17 protein-coding genes are annotated in these 18010 nt (G+C 72.3%); 13 read left to right on the top strand and 4 right to left on the bottom strand.

All coding sequences use genetic code 11. The features are described 5' to 3' along the window. Nucleotides 1-167 precede the first annotated feature (167 nt). From IF655_RS12295 to IF655_RS12265, 7 genes are all read left to right on the top strand, one after another. Nucleotides 168-1325 (top strand): alpha-lytic protease prodomain-containing protein, encoded by a 1158-nt coding sequence (locus tag IF655_RS12295; protein ID WP_199584512.1) that lies wholly within the window; start codon nt 168-170, stop codon nt 1323-1325. Between the two features lie 180 nt (nt 1326-1505). Beyond that, on the top strand, nt 1506-2018 hold the full coding sequence (locus IF655_RS12290) for an SRPBCC family protein (RefSeq protein WP_199584508.1): 513 nt from the start codon (nt 1506-1508) through the stop codon (nt 2016-2018). A gap of 115 nt (nt 2019-2133) precedes the next feature. After that, on the top strand, nt 2134-3984 hold the full coding sequence (locus IF655_RS12285; RefSeq protein ID WP_199584506.1) for a gamma-glutamyltransferase family protein: 1851 nt from the start codon (nt 2134-2136) through the stop codon (nt 3982-3984). A gap of 112 nt (nt 3985-4096) precedes the next feature. Further along, a complete protein-coding gene (locus tag IF655_RS12280) occupies nt 4097-4942 on the top strand; it encodes an inositol monophosphatase family protein (RefSeq protein WP_199584505.1) in 846 nt (281 codons plus the stop codon). A gap of 163 nt (nt 4943-5105) precedes the next feature. Then, nucleotides 5106-6515 carry an NAD(P)/FAD-dependent oxidoreductase gene (locus tag IF655_RS12275; RefSeq protein ID WP_199584503.1) on the top strand — a complete coding sequence of 470 codons (1410 nt, stop codon included), beginning with the start codon at nt 5106-5108 and terminating at the stop codon, nt 6513-6515. Continuing rightward, complete coding sequence (locus IF655_RS12270) at nt 6512-7021, top strand: O-acetyl-ADP-ribose deacetylase (protein WP_199584501.1); 510 nt, start codon at nt 6512-6514, stop codon at nt 7019-7021. The genes IF655_RS12275 and IF655_RS12270 overlap by 4 nt, the downstream gene beginning before the upstream one ends. Nucleotides 7022-7093: 72 nt before the next feature. Next, nucleotides 7094-7567: a hypothetical protein gene (locus IF655_RS12265; protein ID WP_199584499.1), complete on the top strand. Its 474-nt coding sequence runs from the start codon at nt 7094-7096 to the stop codon at nt 7565-7567. 10 nt (nt 7568-7577) lie between these two features. Here IF655_RS12265 and IF655_RS12260 read toward each other — a convergent pair whose 3' ends face one another. Next, complete coding sequence (locus tag IF655_RS12260) at nt 7578-8528, bottom strand: endonuclease/exonuclease/phosphatase family protein (protein ID WP_307814912.1); 951 nt, start codon at nt 8526-8528, stop codon at nt 7578-7580. A gap of 327 nt (nt 8529-8855) precedes the next feature. Between IF655_RS12260 and IF655_RS12255 the strand changes: the two genes are divergently transcribed. Together IF655_RS12255 and IF655_RS12250 are read left to right on the top strand one after the other, a co-directional pair. Beyond that, nucleotides 8856-10010: a glutathione-independent formaldehyde dehydrogenase gene (locus IF655_RS12255; protein ID WP_199584497.1), complete on the top strand. Its 1155-nt coding sequence runs from the start codon at nt 8856-8858 to the stop codon at nt 10008-10010. A gap of 167 nt (nt 10011-10177) precedes the next feature. Then, nucleotides 10178-11590, top strand: a complete 1413-nt coding sequence (locus tag IF655_RS12250) for a sugar porter family MFS transporter (protein WP_199584495.1) — start codon at nt 10178-10180, stop codon at nt 11588-11590. A gap of 14 nt (nt 11591-11604) precedes the next feature. Here IF655_RS12250 and IF655_RS12245 read toward each other — a convergent pair whose 3' ends face one another. Further along, nucleotides 11605-12057 carry a hypothetical protein gene (locus IF655_RS12245; protein WP_199584493.1) on the bottom strand — a complete coding sequence of 151 codons (453 nt, stop codon included), beginning with the start codon at nt 12055-12057 and terminating at the stop codon, nt 11605-11607. Between the two features lie 33 nt (nt 12058-12090). Between IF655_RS12245 and IF655_RS12240 the strand changes: the two genes are divergently transcribed. After that, nucleotides 12091-12273, top strand: coding sequence for a hypothetical protein (locus IF655_RS12240; protein ID WP_199584491.1), 183 nt, complete (start codon nt 12091-12093; stop codon nt 12271-12273). Here the strand turns inward: IF655_RS12240 and IF655_RS12235 are convergent. Beyond that, nucleotides 12263-12778, bottom strand: a complete 516-nt coding sequence (locus IF655_RS12235) for a DoxX family protein (RefSeq protein WP_199584489.1) — start codon at nt 12776-12778, stop codon at nt 12263-12265. The genes IF655_RS12240 and IF655_RS12235 overlap by 11 nt on opposite strands. 135 nt (nt 12779-12913) lie before the next feature. Between IF655_RS12235 and IF655_RS12230 the strand changes: the two genes are divergently transcribed. Both IF655_RS12230 and IF655_RS31145 read left to right on the top strand, forming a co-directional pair. Further along, on the top strand, nt 12914-13849 hold the full coding sequence (locus IF655_RS12230) for a pirin family protein (protein ID WP_307814911.1): 936 nt from the start codon (nt 12914-12916) through the stop codon (nt 13847-13849). A 69-nt stretch (nt 13850-13918) separates the two neighbouring features. Continuing rightward, nucleotides 13919-14251 (top strand): GNAT family N-acetyltransferase, encoded by a 333-nt coding sequence (locus IF655_RS31145; protein WP_242488697.1) that lies wholly within the window; start codon nt 13919-13921, stop codon nt 14249-14251. Nucleotides 14252-14330: 79 nt separating this feature from the next. On the opposite strand, the gene IF655_RS12225 is transcribed toward IF655_RS31145, so the two are convergent. Further along, nucleotides 14331-16451, bottom strand: a complete 2121-nt coding sequence (locus IF655_RS12225) for a hypothetical protein (protein WP_199584488.1) — start codon at nt 16449-16451, stop codon at nt 14331-14333. Nucleotides 16452-17054: 603 nt separating this feature from the next. Between IF655_RS12225 and IF655_RS12220 the strand changes: the two genes are divergently transcribed. Next, on the top strand, nt 17055-17942 hold the full coding sequence (locus IF655_RS12220) for a methylenetetrahydrofolate reductase (RefSeq protein ID WP_199584486.1): 888 nt from the start codon (nt 17055-17057) through the stop codon (nt 17940-17942). The last annotated feature ends 68 nt before the right edge of the window (nt 17943-18010 follow it).

Genomic DNA, 18010 nt, shown 5'->3' with positions numbered 1-18010 from the left:
GACGTTTGTCGGGAATTGCCAGTTCCGGGGATGGTCCCCGCGGATTCCGTCCGTTGGTATGGACCTGTCATGAAGGCGCGACTAGGCTCTGCCCCGCACACATGAGAGCGCTCTCAGAAATCGGCTGTTCCACCCCCACCTTGCTGGAACGACGAAGGGCAACTCCCGTGAGACGCAAGAGACTTCTGCGCGCGGCCGGAGCCGCACTCCTCATGCTCGGCGGAATGACGGTGGCCGGTACCGTCCCCGCGACCGCCCACGGCTCCGCCACCACCGCGAAGGCGCCCGCCTCCGAGGGGCTCCTGACCGCGATGCGGCACGACTTCGGCCTGACGAGGGAACAGGCCGAGGCGCGCCTGGCGTCGGAACGCGCGGCCACGAAGCTCGACCCGAAGGCCCGCAGGACGGCGGGGTCGGCGTACGGCGGCTCCTGGTACGACGCGGACAGCGGACGGCTCACCGTGGCCGTCACCGACGCCGCCTCCCCGGCCACCCGCGCCGCCCTGCGCGACGCCGGTGCCACGGTCCGTACCGCCCCCCGCAGCGCCCGCGAACTGGACGCGGCCAAGGCGCGCATCGACCGCCTCAAGGCGCCTTCCGGCGTGAGCAGTTGGCACGTCGACCCGAAGGCGGGCACCGTCGTCGTGGACGTGGTGCGCGACCGTCGAGCCGACAACGATGTCCAGCGCTTCCTGACCCGAGCCCGCGCCGCCGGACCCGTCACCGTCGCGACCGTCTCCAAAGCGGCGGGCACCCTCGCCGCGGGCACCGTCGGCGGCGACCCCTTCTACACCGGCAACGTCCGCTGCTCCATCGGCTTCTCGGTCTACGGCGGCTTCGTCACCGCCGGACACTGCGGACAGCCCTCCGCCGCCGTCTACGGCTGGGACCGCTCCTACGTCGGCAACTTCCAGGGCTCGTCCTTCCCGGACAACGACTACGCCTGGGTGAACGTCGGCAGCGGCTGGTGGACCGTACCGGTCGTGCTCGGCTGGGGCACCGTCTCCGACCAGTTGGTGCGCGGCTCCAACGTGGCGCCGCCCGGCACCTCCATCTGCCGCTCCGGCTCCACCACCCACTGGCACTGCGGCACCGTCCTCGCCCTCAACGAGACGGTCAACTACAGCCAGGGCGCGGTCCATCAGCTCACCAAGACGAACGTCTGCGCCGAACCCGGCGACTCCGGCGGCTCGTTCATCAGCGGCGACCAGGCCCAGGGCGTCACCTCCGGCGGCTGGGGCAACTGCTCCAGCGGCGGCGAGACCTGGTTCCAGCCGATCAACGAGATCCTGAGCCGGTACGGGCTCACGCTGCACACGGCCTGATCTCACGTACGGTCTGACGTCGCGCACTGCCTGACGTCGCGCACTGCCTGACGTCGCACACGGCCTGACCGTGATCCGCAGGAGCCCCGCCGGAGTCGGACGACCGGCGGGGCTCCTCGGCGTTCCCCCGCGCCGCGGCACATACTTCGGTCATCGCCTTCGACAACTCAGGGAGAAGAGATGCGACTTGCCGACGATCCTCGCGTGGAGTGCGCGACGGACATCGCCGCCGAGCCGAAGCGGGTGTGGGCGCTGGTGTCGGACATCTCCACACCGGCCAGGTACAGCCCGGAACTTCAGGACGTGGAGTGGCTCGACGGAGCCGAGGAACCGGCTGTCGGCGCGTGTTTCTCCGGCCGCAACCACAACGACGTGCTCGGCGAGTGGCGCACGGTCAGCCGCATCGCGCAGGTCACCGAGCCCCGGATCTTCGAGTGGGAGGTCGTCCGCTACAACGAGCGTGAACTCGGCGAGCCGTTGGCGATCTGGATGTTCACCCTGGAGCCGCTCGCGGACGGCTCGGGCACCCGCTTGCGGCACGGGATGCGCTTCGGCTCCGGGCGTGGCCCGATGAACGCCTACGTCGAGCGGTACCCGGAGCGGGAGGAGGAGATCGTCGACGGCCGCCTCGCCCTGCTCCGCGCGGGCATCGAGAAGACGCTGGCCGGGGTGAAGGGCGAGGCGGAGGCGTGAGCCGACGCACGGGCGGGACCGGGTCGACGCGCTGCTGCGCGCGCGTGGTTGACGTGCGGGCGGCCGGGCGGAAAGTCTCGTCCCGCAGGCGCGGCTCACGCAGACGGGAGACCCCATGTTCACCACCCGCCCCACCCTCCAGGGCACCTTCGGCATGGTCTCCTCCACGCACTGGCTCGCCTCCCAGTCCGCGATGGCCGTGCTGGAGGACGGCGGCAACGCCTTCGACGCCGCCGTGGCCGGGGCGTTCGTGCTGCACGTGGTCGAGCCGCATCTGAACGGTCCCGCGGGCGAGGTGCCGATCCTGCTCGCCCCGGCCGGTGGCGAGGTCCAGGTGCTGTGCGGGCAGGGCGTCGCCCCGGCGGGAGCCACCGTCGCGCACTACCAGGGGCTCGGTCTCGACCTCGTCCCCGGCACCGGTCCGCTCGCCGCCGCCGTGCCCGGCGCCTTCGACGCGTGGCTGCTGCTCCTGCGCGACCACGGCACCAAGTCCCTTGAGGGCGTGCTGAAATACGCCATCGGGTACGCCGAACACGGTCACCCGCCCGTGGAGAACGTCGGCGCGGCCGTGCAGAGCGTGCGGGAGCTGTTCGAGACCGAGTGGACCTCCTCGGCCGAGGTGTACCTCCCCGGCGGCCGCCCGCCCCGCCCCGGCGAGTTGCTGCGCAACCCCGCGCTCGCCGCCACCTGGCAGCGCCTGCTCGCCGAGACCGCCCACGCGGGCGACCGCGAGGCACGTATCGACGCCGCCCGCGAGGTGTGGCGCTCCGGCTTCATCGCCGAGGCGCTGCTGCGCCAGTCCCGCCGCCCCACCCTGGACACCAGCGGCGAACGCCACACCGGCACGCTCACCGAAGCCGACCTGGCCGACTGGTCCGCGTCGTACGAGGACCCGGTCACCTACGACTGGAACGGCTGGACCCTCTGCAAGGCGGGTCCGTGGAGCCAGGGTCCCGCCTTCCTCCAGCAACTCGCACTGCTGCCCGCAGAGTTGCCCGCGTACGGCTCCGCCGACTACGTCCACCTGCTGGTCGAGAACTGCAAGCTCGCCATGGCCGACCGAGAGGCGTGGTACGGCGACGCCGCCCAAGTCCCGCTCGCGGGGCTGCTGTCGGCGGAGTACAACGCGGAACGGCGGGCGCTGGTGGGGGAGTCGGCGTCGTACGAGCTGCGGCCGGGGACGGTGGACGGGCGGGCGCCACGGCTGCCCGCGCGGGCGGGGGCGCGGGCGGACGCGGGTGCCAGGAGTCTGCCGGGGGCGGGGGAGCCGACCGTGGGGCTGGGGGGTGGGGGCGAGCCGGTGCTCGGGGCGCGCGAACCGGGGGTGCCCGGCGAGCCGCGGGTGAGTGCCGACGGCGCCACCCGGGGCGACACCTGTCACCTCGACGTGGTGGACCGCTGGGGCAACATGATCGCGGCGACCCCCAGCGGCGGCTGGCTCCAGTCCAACCCCGTCGTGCCCGAACTCGGCTTCCCGCTCGGCACGAGGCTTCAGATGGCCTGGCTGGAGGAGGGGCTGCCCAACTCCCTGACGCCGGGGCGCCGTCCCCGGACCACCCTCACCCCCTCCCTCGCGCTGCGCGACGGCGTGCCCGTGCTCGCCTTCGGCACCCCCGGCGGCGATCAGCAGGACCAGTGGCAGTTCCACTTCTTCCTCGCCGCCGCCCTGCGCGCCCCGGTGCGCGGCGCCCTCGACCTCCAGGGCGCGATCGACGCCCCGAACTGGCACAACGACGGCTTCCCCAGCTCCTTCCACCCGCGCACGAGCCGCCCGGGCAGCGTCACCGTCGAGTCCCGGATGCCTCGGGCCGTGGTCGCGGAGCTGCGGCGCCGGGGACACGACGTGACCGTGGGACCCGCGTGGTCGGAGGGACGGCTGTGCGCGGTCGCGCGTGACCCCCGAACCGGCGTGCTCTCCGCGGCGGCGAATCCGCGCGGGACGCAGGGGTACGCGGTGGGCCGCTGAGGCGGGCGCCGGGCGGGGTCCCGCCGGTTGCCCACAGGCGGCTGACCAGGCGTTTTCCGGGTTGTCCACAGCCTGGCGGGGGAATGTCCGCCGGGCGTGGTCTCATGGACACATGATCGACGACACGGAAGCCCTCGAAGAGTTTCTCGCCCGGCACTCCGCCGATGTGGAGGAGGCGATCCACAAGGCGGCCGCGGCCGAGATCCTGCCCCGCTTCCGCAGACTCGCCGCGCACGAGGTCGACCAGAAGAGCGGTCCGCACGATCTGGTCACGGACGCCGACCGGCTCGCCGAGCGCCGTCTCGCCGCCGACCTGTGCGCCCTGCTGCCCGGCTCGGTCGCCGTCGGCGAGGAAGCTGTGCACGCCAACCCGGCGTCGTACGAGGCGATCAAGGGGGACGCCCCGGTCTGGATCATCGACCCGGTCGACGGCACCCGGCACTTCGTGCACGGCAAGGACGGCTTCTGCACCCTGGTCGCGCTCGCCCACCGGGGCACCGTGCTCGCCTCCTGGACGTACGCGCCGGTCCGCGACCAGATGGCCACCGCCGTGCGCGGACAGGGCGCCTATCTCGACGGGGAGCGCCTGTTCGCCGGTCCGCCCGCGCCCGGGCGTGACCTCACGGTCGCCGTGTCCCACCCCGACTACACCACCGAGGAACAGAAGCGCGCGCTGCGTGCCCTGTGGACCGACGGCGTCTCCCCGCGCTCCTGCGGCTCGGCCGGGCTGGAGTACCTGGCCATCGCCCGGGGCGACACGGACGCCGTCGCCTTCTCCTGGGAGGCCGCCTGGGACCACGCGGCGGGACTGCTCCTGGTCGAGGAGGCGGGCGGCGCCCATCTCACCCTGACCGGCGAACCGTTCCGGATAACCGGCGGCAACGTACTGCCGTTCACCGCCGCCCGCGACGCCGCGACCGCGCGCCGCGTGGGAGAGCTGCTGCGTACGGCGTCCTGAACCGGGCGGGGAGCGGGAAGCCACCTGCCCTGAACCCGGCGGAGAGCGGAGCGCCGCCCGTCCTGAACCGGGCGGGGAGCCACCCGCCGGGGGAGCGGCGGACCGCCCGCCTATCCTGATCCGAGTTGCCACCGGCCGACGAGGGGGTCCGAAGGTGCCGTCGATGCTCGATGCCGTCGTGGTGGGTGCGGGGCCGAACGGACTGACCGCCGCCGTGGAACTGGCCCGGCGCGGCTTCTCCGTGGCCCTCTTCGAGGCACGGTCCACCGTCGGCGGCGGCGCCCGCACCGAGGAGCTGACCCTCCCCGGCTTCCGCCACGACCCCTGCTCGGCCGCCCACCCGCTCGGCATCAACTCGCCCGCCTTCCGCGCCCTCCCGCTGGAGCGGTACGGGCTGCGCTGGCTGCACGCCGAGCTGCCCATGGCGCACCCGTTCCCCGACGGCAGCGCGGCGGTGCTGGCGAGGTCCGTGGCGGAGACCGCCGCGTCCCTCGGACCGCGCGACGCGGGCGCGTACCGGCGGCTGGTCGCCCCGTTCCTGCCCCGCTGGGACACCCTGGTCCGGGACTTCATGTCCCTGCCGTCCACCGCGCTGCCGCGCGACCCGCTCACGCTGGCCCGCTTCGGTCTCGCCGGGCTCCCGCCCGCCACCGCGCTGATGCGCCGCTTCCGTGACGAGCGCGCCCAGGCACTCTTCTCCGGCCTGGTCGCCCATGTGATGGCCCCGCTGAACGGTCTCGCCACCGGCGCCATCGGCCTCGTCTTCGCCCTCGCCGCGCACGCCCGGGGCTGGCCCGTGGCCGAGGGCGGCTCCCAGTCGATCTCCGACGCGCTCGCGGCGTACCTGAAGGACCTCGGCGGCGCCGTGCACACCGACTACGAGGTCAAGCGCCTGGACGACCTCCCGCCCGCCCGCGCCTACGTCTTCGACACCTCGCCCACCGCGCTCGCCCGCATCGCGGGTTTCGGCGGCTACTACGACCACTACCGCTACGGCCCCAGCGTCTTCAAGATCGACTACGCGCTGGACGGACCGGTCCCGTGGACCGCCCCCGAGGCACGCGTCGCGGGCACCGTGCAGATCGGCGCGAGCCGCGCCGAGATCGACGGTGCCCTGCGCGCCGCCTCCCGCGAGGGCCGCGCCCCCGGGAAACCCTTCATGATCACCGTGCAGCCCAGCGTGGCCGACCCCACCCGCGCGCCCGAGGGCAAGCATGTCTTCTGGACCTACGGGCACGTCCCGAACAACTGGAGCGGCGACCTCACCGACGCGATGGAGCGCCAACTGGAGCGCTTCGCCCCCGGCTTCCGCGACCGCGTCCTCGCCCGCGCCACCGCGGGACCCGCCGAGATGGCCGCGGGCAACGCCAACTACGTCGGCGGCGACATCGCCTGCGGCGCGGCTTCCGGACTCCAGCTCCTGCTGCGTCCCCGGCTGTCGGCGTTCCCGTACCGCACCCCGCACCCGGCGGTGTTCCTCTGCTCCTCCGCGACCCCGCCCGGTCCCGGGGTACACGGCATGTCGGGGCACAACGCCGCCAAGGCGGTCTGGAGGAGGCTGAGACAGAGATGACCACGCTGCGGCTCGTCCTGGGCGACATCACCCGCCAGCGCGCCGACGCCATCGTCAACGCGGCGAACTCCTCCCTCCTCGGCGGCGGAGGCGTCGACGGCGCGATCCACCGGCGCGGCGGACCCGCCATCCTGGAAGCCTGCCGCGCCCTGCGCGCCTCCTCCTACGGCCGCGGGCTCCCCACCGGCCACGCCGTCGCCACCCCCGCCGGCCACCTCGACGCCCTCTGGGTCATCCACACCGTCGGCCCCGTCTGGCAGGGCCCCGACAGCGACCCCACCCCCCTGGCGTCCTGCTACCGCACCTCCCTCCAGGTCGCCGACGACCTCGGCGCCCGCACGATCGCCTTCCCGGCGATCTCCACCGGCGTCTACCGCTGGCCGATGCCCGACGCGGCCCGCATAGCCGTCGAAACCGTCCGCACCCTCCCGACCGAGGTGGAGGAGGTCCGCTTCGTCCTCTTCGACGAGTCGGCGTACGAGGCGTTCGCCCGCTACGTGGACTGACCGCGCGGTCCGTGGTGGCCGCGCCACCCACGCCCTGTTCCGCCCGCCCGCACGTCGCCCTACCGTCGCCCCATGCCCTGGATGACACTGGCGAGCGCCGTGGTCGGCGCGCTGATCGCGACCGGCTCCGCCGCTCTGCTGGAGCGCAGCCGGTGGCGGCGGGAGCAGGACGACCGGCTGACCGGCGTGCGGCGGATTCTGTACGGCGACTATCTGACCTGCCTCTCCCAGGCCCGCAACGCCTTTCGCGCGCTGGCCCGGAACCACGACCTGACCCTCGCCGAGCGGGACCGCTCCGCCCGCGACAGCTTCGCCGCCTGCTACGGCGTGCGCTATCAGATGTCGATCACAGCCGCGCCGGAGGTGTTCACCGCCTCCGAGGACACTTTCCGGCGCCTGCGCGACGTACGGGACCGCGCCGCGTCCGGCGCCCTCGCCGGGGACGAGGCGTACACCGGGGGCCGGGCCGAGTACGAGGCCGCGCTCACCCGCTTGCGGGACGCGATGCGCCGTGACCTCGGTGTCGAGCGGGCGGAGGAGGTCTAGCGGAGGAGGTCTAACGCAACGCCAGCCGCGCGAGCACCGCGCGGTGGTCCGTGCCAGGAACGGTCCGTTCCGTCACCGAGACGGCCGTCAGGCCGGGGCCGTGGAGGACGTGGTCGAGTTGGACCAGGGGTGGGAGGAGGGGCTTGTCGGCGGGCCAGGTGGGGGACCAGCCGTGGCCGAGTTCGGCGTGGGTGTCGGTGAGGTCGCCCGAGGAGAGGAGGGTGCGCATGCGGGCGTGGTCGAGGGAGGCGTTGAAGTCGCCGAGGAACACCGTGTCGGGTCCGTCGGCGCGGGCGACGGAGGTGAGGGCGGTCATGTCGCGGCCCCAGCGGGCGGCGTCGCCGAACGGGTAGTAGGTGTGGACGGCCACCAGCCGTACGCTCCGCCCGCCGACCCGCACCCGAGCGGTGGTCTGGGGCCAGGCGGTGTCGGCCTTCAAGGGGCCACCGTGCGTCAGCGGAAGGCGGGAGTACAGCGAGGAGTCGTTCTCGGGGTGCAGTTCCCGGTACGGCAGCACCCGCCCCAGCCCGGCCCGCGCGAGCGCGGCGACTCCGGCGGACGGCAGCTCCTGCACCGCCAGCACGTCGATCCGCTCGGACTTCACCAGCCGTACGACCGCCCGCGCGTCCGCCTTCCCCACATGCGTGTTGAGCGTGGCCACCCTCAACTCGGCCGCCCCCGCCGGGACATGCTCCCCGTCCGGCACGAACCGCGGTACCAGCAGCGCCACATGAGCCGCCGCGAGCAGCGCCGCGACGACGACCACCGGCCAGGACCGCAGCGCCCGCACCCCGAGCACCAGGACCAGCAGGAGCACGCTCAGCACGACGGCGTACGGAAACAGCACCACCGCCACGGCGACCGGCGTCGCCCCGTCAAGGCCGCCCACCCGCACGAGGAGCAGCACCGACAGCGGACCGAACACCACGCCCCACCCAAGGATCTTCCCGAGCCCGCCCACACCCACTGTCCCCGCCTCCCGCCCCGACCCGAAGTCGATCACTCCGGCCCTCTGAACGGGGACGGCACCCACCGCCCGCCGGTTGCACAAGGCGACCGCGATGAACGACGACGCGCGGACCCGCTTCTTCGACCACCTGTGACACCCGAGCCCCCCTCACCTGCGACGCTTGCGGTGCCCGGGTTACCGGAGTTACCTGGAAGTATCCGGCGGTGAAGCGAGGGTTCGAGGCCACGGTGATGACCGGGGGCCCGCTCTTTCTGCGCGCCCTCGGCGGCGGTCCGCGCTCGCCACCGTCATCCGGCGTCAGACGCGGAGGTGACAGAGGTGAGAGCCGTTGTCTACGAGAGGCCCTTCAGTGTCACGGTCGAGGAAGTCGACGATCCGCAGATCCTGCACCCCAACGATGTGATCGTCCGGGTCACGTCGTCCGCGATCTGCGGCTCGGACCTGCACATGTACGAGGGGCGCACGGCGGCCGAGCCGGGCATCGTCTTCGGCCACGAGAACCTGGGCGTGATCGAGGAGGTCGGCGACGGCGTGACCTCCCTGAAGGTGGGCGACCGCGTCGTCATGCCGTTCAACGTCGCGTGCGGGTTCTGCAAGAACTGTCTCGCCGGGGAGACCGGGTTCTGTCTGACGGTCAACCCCGGTTTCGCGGGCGGTGCCTACGGCTACGTCGCCATGGGCCCGTACACCGGCGGCCAGGCGGAGCGGCTGCGCGTGCCGTTCGCCGACTTCAACTGCCTGAAGCTGCCCGAGGGCGACGAGAACGAGACGGACTACGTCCTGCTGGCGGACATCTTCCCGACCGGCTACCACGGCTGCGAACTCGCGCAGGTCTCGCCCGGCGAGACCGTCGCGGTGTACGGAGCCGGACCGGTCGGACTCATGGCCGCCTACTCGGCGCTGCTGCGCGGCGCGTCCAAGGTGTTCGTCGTCGACCGCGTGCCCGAGAGGCTCGCTAAGGCGGCGGAGATCGGGGCCATCCCGATCGACTTCACCCAGGGCGACCCGGCCGAGCAGATCAAGGCACAGACGAACGGAGAGGGCACCGACAAGGGGATCGACGCCGTCGGCTATCAGGCGCAGGCGGGCGACGAGTCCCACCACGAGGAACCCGCGATCGTCCTCAACCAGCTCGTGGAGACGGTCCGGCCGACCGGCAGGCTCGGTATCCCGGGGCTGTACGTGCCGTCCGACCCCGGCGGTCCCGACGAGCACGCCAAGCACGGTCAACTCCTGGTCTCGATCGGCAAGATGTTCGAGAAGGGCCAGAAGATGGGCACCGGCCAGTGCAACGTCAAGCGGTACAACCGCCAGCTCCGCGACCTGATCACCTCGGGCCGTGCCCGCCCCAGCTTCGTGGTCTCCCACGAACTGCCGCTGGAGGACGCCCCGCAGGCGTACGAGAAGTTCGACCAGCGGATCGAGGGCTACACCAAGGTGGTGCTCCACCCGGGTCACGACCTCGCCGCGTGAGCGAGCGAGCAGGCAAAGCAGGACGGAGGCGCGCGAACCGCCTCCCGTGAAGCCGGGCGGTCGCCCCTGCGCGAGCCGCCCGGCCGGGGACCGGGCCCGGCGTTACGGTTTCGGCCGGGCGGTCCCTCCCCGGGGCTGCCCACCAGGGCCGTCAGCCGGGAGGAACCGTGAGCCGAGCCACCGACCACGCGCCGTCGCCGGTGCGGGGTCTGAACGGGCGCATGCTGACGGCGGCCGTGGTCTCCGCGATCAGCGGTCTGCTCTACGGCTACGACACCGGCATCATCTCCGGCGCCCTGCTGCAGATCTCCAAGGAGTTCCGCATCGGGGACTTCATGAAGGAGGCGATCGCCGCCGGGATTCTGCTGGGCGCGGTGATCGGCTCCCTCGCGTGCAGTCTGCTGTGCGAGCGGATCGGTCGGCACCGGACCATCCTGCTGATCTGTGTGGTGTTCATCGCGGGCAGCCTGACCTGCTCGTTCGCGCCCAGCGCGGTCGGTCTGGCGCTGGCCCGCGTGCTGCTCGGCTTCGCCGTCGGCGGTGCCACGCAGACCGTGCCGATGTACGTCGCGGAGCTGGCCCCGAGGACGATCCGCGGTCGTCTGGTGCTCTGTTTCCAGCTCGCCATCGGCGTCGGCATCGTCATCGCGACCCTGGTGGGCGCGAGCGAGTCGGTGTCCTGGCGCGTGGCCATCGGCGCGGCCGCCGCACCGGCCCTGGTGATGCTGCTCGGCCAACTGCGGCTGCCCGAGAGCCCGCGCTGGCTGGTGGAACAGGGCCGGGTGGACGAGGCGGAGCGCGTACTGAAGGCGGTACGGCCCGACGGCTACGACATCGCCCCCGAACTGGACGAGATCGTGGCCCTCGCGGGTCAGCAGGAGAAGGTCGGACGGGAGCGGCGCGGCTGGCGCGGGCTGCGGCAGCCGTGGGTGCGCCCGGCGCTGATCGTCGGCTGCGGGATCGCCGTGTTCACCCAGTTGTCCGGCATCGAGATGATCATCTACTACGCGCCGACCATCCTCACGGACAACGGCTTCTCCCGGGAGGACGCGCTGCGGATCAGCGTGGCGCTGGGCGTGACGTACCTGGTGATGATGATCGTCGGGCTGTGGATCGTGGACAAGGTGGGGCGCCGACGGCTCACCCTGGTGATGGTCCCCGGCGCGGCGCTCAGTCTGTTCGCCCTCGGCGCGTTCTTCGTGACCGGCCACTCCGGGCGCTCCGACATCCCGGGCATCGTCGCCTGCCTGCTGGCGTTCATGTTCTTCAACGCGGGCGGTCTCCAGCTCATGGGCTGGCTGACCGGCTCCGAGATCTACCCGCTGGGGGTCCGCGCCGCCGCGACCAGTGTCCAGTCGGCCACGCTGTGGAGCACCAACCTGCTCATCACCCTGACCCTGCTGACGATGATCAACGCTTTCGGTGTCGGGCAGGTCTTCTGGATCTACGGCTTCTTCAACGTCGCCGCCTGGCTGTTCGTCTGGCGCCGGATGCCGGAGCTTACCGGACACAGCCTGGAGGACATCGAGTCCCACCTCAAGAAGGGACGCTTCCACCCGAGCGACTTCGCCCGCGCCTGACCCCTGCTGGGACTTCAGCCGTACAGCACGAAGATGGAGCCGCACACCAGCACGGCACCCGCCGTGAGCCCGAGCACCCGGTACCGGTCCCAGGCGGTGAGTGCGAGCGCCCCCGCCCACACCGCCCCCGCGGCGGCGGTGGCCGTCCCGCCCAGGACCGTCTGCGCCGCCGTCAGGGGCAGCGGCGCGAGCAGCAGCGTCGGCGGTATGACGGCGAGCCGCGGTCTGATGTCGAGTCGCTTGTACACCACGACCAGCACGACCAGCGCGGTCACGATGACGACCGGCAGCGCGGTCAGATTCCCCCAGGTGACGCACATGACGCCGTCCGCCCCGCAGATCCCCTCGGCCCGCTCCCGCGCCCGCGCCAGGTAGGCGGTCGCCCCCGCGGCCAGCCCGGCACCGGTGACGGCGGCGCCGGACAGCCGCGGGACAAGAGCAGGGGATACGGGGCGCGAGGAGTCCATGTCGGCAGTCTTGCCGGGGAGTTGAGCGGAGGCATGAGTATGGGTACTCAACGCCCGGCGCGACCGTCCCGGACAGACCGGCAGGAAATCGCCCGGGAGGAGTTCCTCGGGGTGTACCGGACACCGGCGATGGGGCGGACGCTGCTGGGTTCGGTGGCGGCGACCCTGGACGCCCGTCGATACGGCATGCCGTCCGATCTGATCGTCAGCCCCTGATGATCAGCACCACCACCGATGCCGCCGCAGCGAGAACCACCGCCGCGACCCCGTAGGCGAGGCGGTGGTGGCGGAGGATCGGGACGAAGTGGTCCAGGGCGATGCGGCCGGGGCCGGTGAGGGTGAGGCCGAGGGCGACGACGGCCAGGAGGAGGGTGAATTCGAAGCCGGTGGGGGCGAAGAAGCCGCTGTTCCAGGTGACGGCCAGGGCGTTGATCATCGTGCCGAGGGCGGCGGCGCCCGCGAGCGGGGTGAGGAAGCCGAGGGCGAGTCCGATGCCGCCGAGGGTCTCGGCGAGACCCGCGATCAGGGCGAAGGTCGTACCGGCGGGATAGCCGCTCAGGGTGAAGAAGTGCCCGGTGGCGTCCAGACCGCCGCCGCCGAACCAGCCGAACAGCTTCTGCGTGCCGTGCGAGAAGAGGATCACGCCGGCCGCCAGCCGGATGACCAGCAGCCCCACGTCGTAGGCGGGCTGGGAAGAGAAGGAGCGGTGGGGGGAAGTCATGCGAGGGGGCCTTTCGGAGGTGCGTGGAGCCGGGGTTTCAGTGATCCCCCTAGTGGGGTGTACCCGCTGGGGCGAGCGCCCTATGATGAGAAATGTAGTTGAACGTAGAACAAAACTTGGCGGGAGGCGCCCGGCGTGAGCAACGGCGAAGAGAAACGGGTCGAGGTACTGACCCCGCGTGACGTGCCGCTCGGCGGACCCCGCGCCATGACGGTCCGCCGCACCCTGCCGCAGCGCGGGCGGACCACGATCGGCGCCTGGTGCTTCGTCGACCACTACGGCCCCGACGACGTCTCCGCGAGCGGCGGCATGGACGTCGCCCCGCACCCGCACACCGGTCTCCAGACCGTGAGCTGGCTGTTCAGCGGGGAGATCGAGCACCGCGACAGCCTGGGCAGCCACGCCCTCGTACGCCCCGGCGAGCTGAACCTCATGACCGGCGGCCACGGCATCTGCCACTCGGAGGTCTCCACCCCGGCGACCACCGTCCTGCACGGCGTCCAATTGTGGGTCGCCCTGCCCGAGGAGCACCGCGACACGGAGCGGGACTTCCGGCACCACGTCCCCGAACCCGTACGGGTCGACGGCGCCGGGATCAGGGTCTTCCTGGGGACCCTCCCCGGCATCGGCAGCTCACCTGTGCCGACCTTCACACCCCTGCTCGGCGCCGAGATCGTCCTTGCGCCCGGCACCACCCTGACCCTCGCCGTCGACCCCGCCTTCGAGCACGGGCTCCTGGTCGACCAGGGGCGGGTGCGGCTGGAGGGTACGGCGCTGGACCGCGCCGAGCTGGGTCATCTGCCGCCGGGCGGCGACACCCTCACGCTGGCGAACGACACCGACGACCCCGCGCGGGCCGTCCTGCTCGGCGGCACCCCGTTCGAGGAGGAGATCGTCATGTGGTGGAACTTCATCGGGCGCAGCCACGAGGACATCGTCAAGGCGCGCGAGGAGTGGGAGAGCGCGTCCGCCCGGTTCGGCGCCGTCGAGGGATACCCGGGGGACCGGCTCCCCGCTCCCGCCCTGCCGCACGCCGCCCTCCGGCCACGGGGCAACCCCGCCCGCCGCTGAGCCCTGCCCGACCAGCAGCGCCACCTGAAACACCCCCCTGAAACGTCCGTGAGCCCGAAAGGCACGCCCATGACCCCGTCCGCCCCGACCGTCGAGCACAACGCCGCCAGGCACCGCTACGAGATCCACGTGGACGGCGAGCGCGCCGGGCTCACCGCCTACCTCGACTGCGGTGACCAGCGCGTCTTCCACCACACCGAGGTCGACGACGCCTACGCCGGACAGGGTCTCGCCGCCCGCCTCGTCCAGGGGGCGTTGACCGACGTGCGCGCCTCCGGCAAGCGCGTCGTGCCGGTCTGCCCGTACGTGGCGAAGTTCCTGGAACGGCACGAGGAGTTCGCCGACCTCGCCGACCCGGTGACCCCCGACGTCCTGGAGTGGCTGGAGAGCCGCCTGGGGTGAACCCGGCGCGGCACGAGAAAGGCCGCCGTGCGGGACCGGATCACTGGTCCCGCACGGCGGCCTTCGCATGCCTGCGGCGTTACGCGGTGACCGCGTCCTCCGCGTCACCCTCCACGGACGCGTCGCCCTCCACAGCCGCCTCGCTCTCCACGGCCGCCTCGCGCGCCGCGTCGTCGTCGCCCGCGCCGCGCGGGGCGGGGATCGCCGGGGCGGCGAGCCGGGCGGCCATGCGCTCGCGGCGCTCGTCCGCCTGGGCGCACAGCGCCTCGGCGGCGGCGCGGAAGCGCTCCATCGACGGCGGGTCGGACGGACCGAGCAGGTGCTCCTTCAGCTCGGCGCGCCGCTCGGCGAAGGGGTCCTTCTCCGGGTGGCGGACCGACTCCAGCAGCCCCGGGACGCCCTTCGCGGACGGCGCCAGCACGGTGGCCGCGGTCACGGTCGGGAAGGCGGTGCGGAAGTCCTTCTCGGTCATGCCCGAGGTGTTGGCGACCGCGTACGGCTTCTCGCTGGTCAGCCAGTCGGAGACCACGCTGGAGACGTCACTGATCAGCAGGTCCGCCATGTTGAAGCAGGCGAAGATCGCGGGTCGCGCGTCGGTGACGATCAGGTGCTCCCACTCCGGGAAGGACGCCCAGTACGCGGCCTCCCAGGCGGCGGTCGCCCGCACGATCTCGGACTCGCGGTCGCCCTGGGGGGTGCCCTGGAGCAGCATCCGCTCCAGTTCGTCGGCGCCCGGACGGAAGGAGACCGAGGTCAGCTTCTCCAGTTCGGCGGTGCGGCGGGCCAGCTCGGCGGCGGCTTCCGGACCGGGACGGGCGCCGGAGCGCTTCGCGGCGGCCTCGCGGATCATCGCCTTGATCCGCTCGTTGGCGGCGCCCGCGCGCGGGTCGACGGAGCCGGTCATCGGGTGCGGCTTGTAGACCAGGCGCACGGCGGGGTCGGCCAGCAGCTTGCGCACGATGTTCTCGCCCGCGAGCACCACGGAGGTGTTGCCGGGGTTGCCGTCCCAGCCCTCCCAGGTGGGGGCGTAGAGCACCTGGGTGTACTCCCCGGTCGGCGGACCGGCGTACGGGCGGATCGGCGCGAGCTGCGGGCGGCCGACCTCGACGATGTCCTTGTCCTCGACGCCGACGTCCGCGAGCGCGTACCGCTCGCGCGCCGCCGGACCTGCCACCCACACCTCGTCGTACGCCTTGGCGTAGGGGTTGCAGGAGGAGAGCTTGTCGCTCTCGCCGTGGTTGATGAACGCGTGCTTGATGGAGGGGATGCGCAGCACCTGCGAGGTCTTACCGGAGTTCGCCGGGTGCAGCATCATCTTCAGCGTCGAGTTCTCCAGCGCGAACATCGTGGAGACCTTCGGGAAGCAGATGATCGGCACGTCGGTGGCGTCGATCTTCTGCACCATGAACCGCTCGCGCAGCACGATCAGCGGGCGCTCGAGCTGCGAGAGCGTCGAGAGCCACATGTTCGCCTGGTAGGCGGAGGAGGTGCCGCCGGAGAAGTACATGGCGACGGTCGGCCGGTAGTCGGCCAGCCACCTGTCCAGCCACTCCATGACCTCGGCGTCGCTCTTGGCGCGCTTCCTGCCGGTCAGCCAGCGGGCCAGGTGCAGGGTGCCGCCGGCCATCAGCGCGACGGAGACGGCCAGACCGACCGCACCCCAGCGCGCCTGCGTGGTGACGGCGGTGAGGAGCAGACCGATGGTGCCGGGGACGGCGAAGGTCAGCAGCCGGTGCGCCGGGCGGCGCAGCAGGATGCGCGGCGGCGCGGCGCTCAGGCTCAGCTCGGCGGCGTCGATGTTGCGCGTGACGATCGGCAGCGAGCGCGCGCGGCGCACCATGACGGCGATCGCCTGGCACAGGAAGTGCAGGCTGTAGAACGCGCCCAGCGCGACGAGCAGGGGGGCCTGCTCACGCCGGGGCTCCACCCCCTCGATGCGCAGCAGCGCCACCATGACCAGCATGTCGCGCAGCAACTGCCGGACGGTCACGTCCAGACGGATCCTGTTGAGCTGCGCCAGCGCCGCGGGCCGCCTGTACTGAAGGTACGTTTCGAGAGCGACGCCCGCCGCGGTCGCGGCGACGAAGAGCGGGACGATCGGCATCAGCGCGCCGATCAACTGCGCCGCGAAGAGCGCGAATATCGCGAACACCGCGTAGAGCTGCGCGATGCGACGGGGGACGAGTCCGGCGGAGGGCACGGGCTGGGCTCCTGCTGGGGGTGCGACGGACGGGGTGAGCGTATGCGGGGGGTGCGCCGCTCCCGGCGGACCGGGGGCGGAAAGGGCGGCCGTATGGCTTATGCGGCCCGCGTAGCAATGTACGACAGGGAAAAATGCCGCATTACGGGCGAAGCGTGAGCAAAGTGACAAGGGGTGGTGCGGTTCTGACGCGTCGTCGGGGCGGGTGGCCCCGGTTGTCCGGAGGGTGCCGCCGCAGCGGTCGCCGAGCCGACGACTGTGCCCGCCGAGGGCAGCAACCGCCCGCGATTGAGCCTGGTCATCGAAGCTCCCTCGAAAAGGAAAACGTGCCGTGTTCCGAACCTGTTCACCGGGTGTCCGCCTCCTCGTGACGCGGCAGGAGGAGGGGGCATTCGGCCGTGATGTCGGCGGATCATTAAAGCACTTGCGGATTTGGCTCAGGTAACCACGGCAACCTGTGCGGCTTTACGGGCCGAACGATACGGAATCGTTACTTCCGGGTGTGTCGTCGGAGCGTCCGCGTGCGCGTGACATCATCGGCCGAGACCACCCCCTCAAGGTCACGGTCCCGCCGCCGCGCGGGACCGCCGCGCAAGGAGCACGATGAACCCCGTCCCCTCCGTCCCGGCCGCCCGTGCGACGGCAGCCGGAGGCGCGGGCGCCGCGCTGCTGGACGGCTTCTCCCTGGAGATGACCGGCAAGGACGTGCCCCGCCTGGAGGAAGCCGCCCCCGGCATACCCCCGGGCACCCGGATCAACGTGACCTATCTCGCGGGCGAGGACCTCGGCACCCGGCTGGCCGCCGCCCGCGCGGTCAAGCGGCTCGGCTTCGTCCCCGTCCCGCACATCTCCGCCCGCCGCCTGCCCTCCCGGGCGCACCTGGAGGAGTTCCTCGCCGGACTCGCCGCCGACGGCACCGGCGAGCACGTCTTCGTGGTCGGCGGCGACCCCGCCCGCCCCGAGGGTCCCTACGAGGACGCCCTCTCCGTCATCCGCACCGGACTGCTCCGGCGCCACGGCGTACGGCACGTCGGCATCAGCGGTTACCCGGAGGGCCACCCCGCTCTCACCGGACCCGTCCTGTGGTCCGCGCTCACCGACAAGGCGGTCGCGCTCGGCGCCGGGGGGTTCGGCGGCGAGGTGATCACCCAGTTCGGCTTCGCCGTGGACCCGGTGCTGACCTGGCTGGAGGCGGTCCGGGCGCGCGGGGTGGAACTGCCCGTGCGCGTCGGCGTCCCGGGTCCTGCCGGAGTGCGCCGACTGCTCGGCTACGCCTCCCGCTTCGGCGTCGCCACCAGCGCCTCCGTCGCCCGCAAGTACGGCTTCTCTCTCACCAACCTCATGGGAACAACGGGACCGGACCGCTTCCTGCGCGAGCTGGCGCTGCGGTACGACCCGTCGCGGCACGGCGTGGTGAAGGTGCACTTCTATACGTTCGGCGGGCTGCGGACGACCTCGGAGTGGGTCGGCGCGTATCGCACGTCTGTCTGACCCGGGCGCGGGGCGGTCCCTGGTCACCCCCAGGTACATGTCGGATTCTCGCCAGCGTCCGGCGCTCC

The organism is Streptomyces sp. DSM 110735, from assembly GCF_016482685.1.
GTDB lineage: Bacteria > Actinomycetota > Actinomycetes > Streptomycetales > Streptomycetaceae > Streptomyces.
The sequence above is the reverse complement of the archived record's forward strand: the minus strand, read 5'-3'. Positions and strand labels throughout refer to the sequence as shown.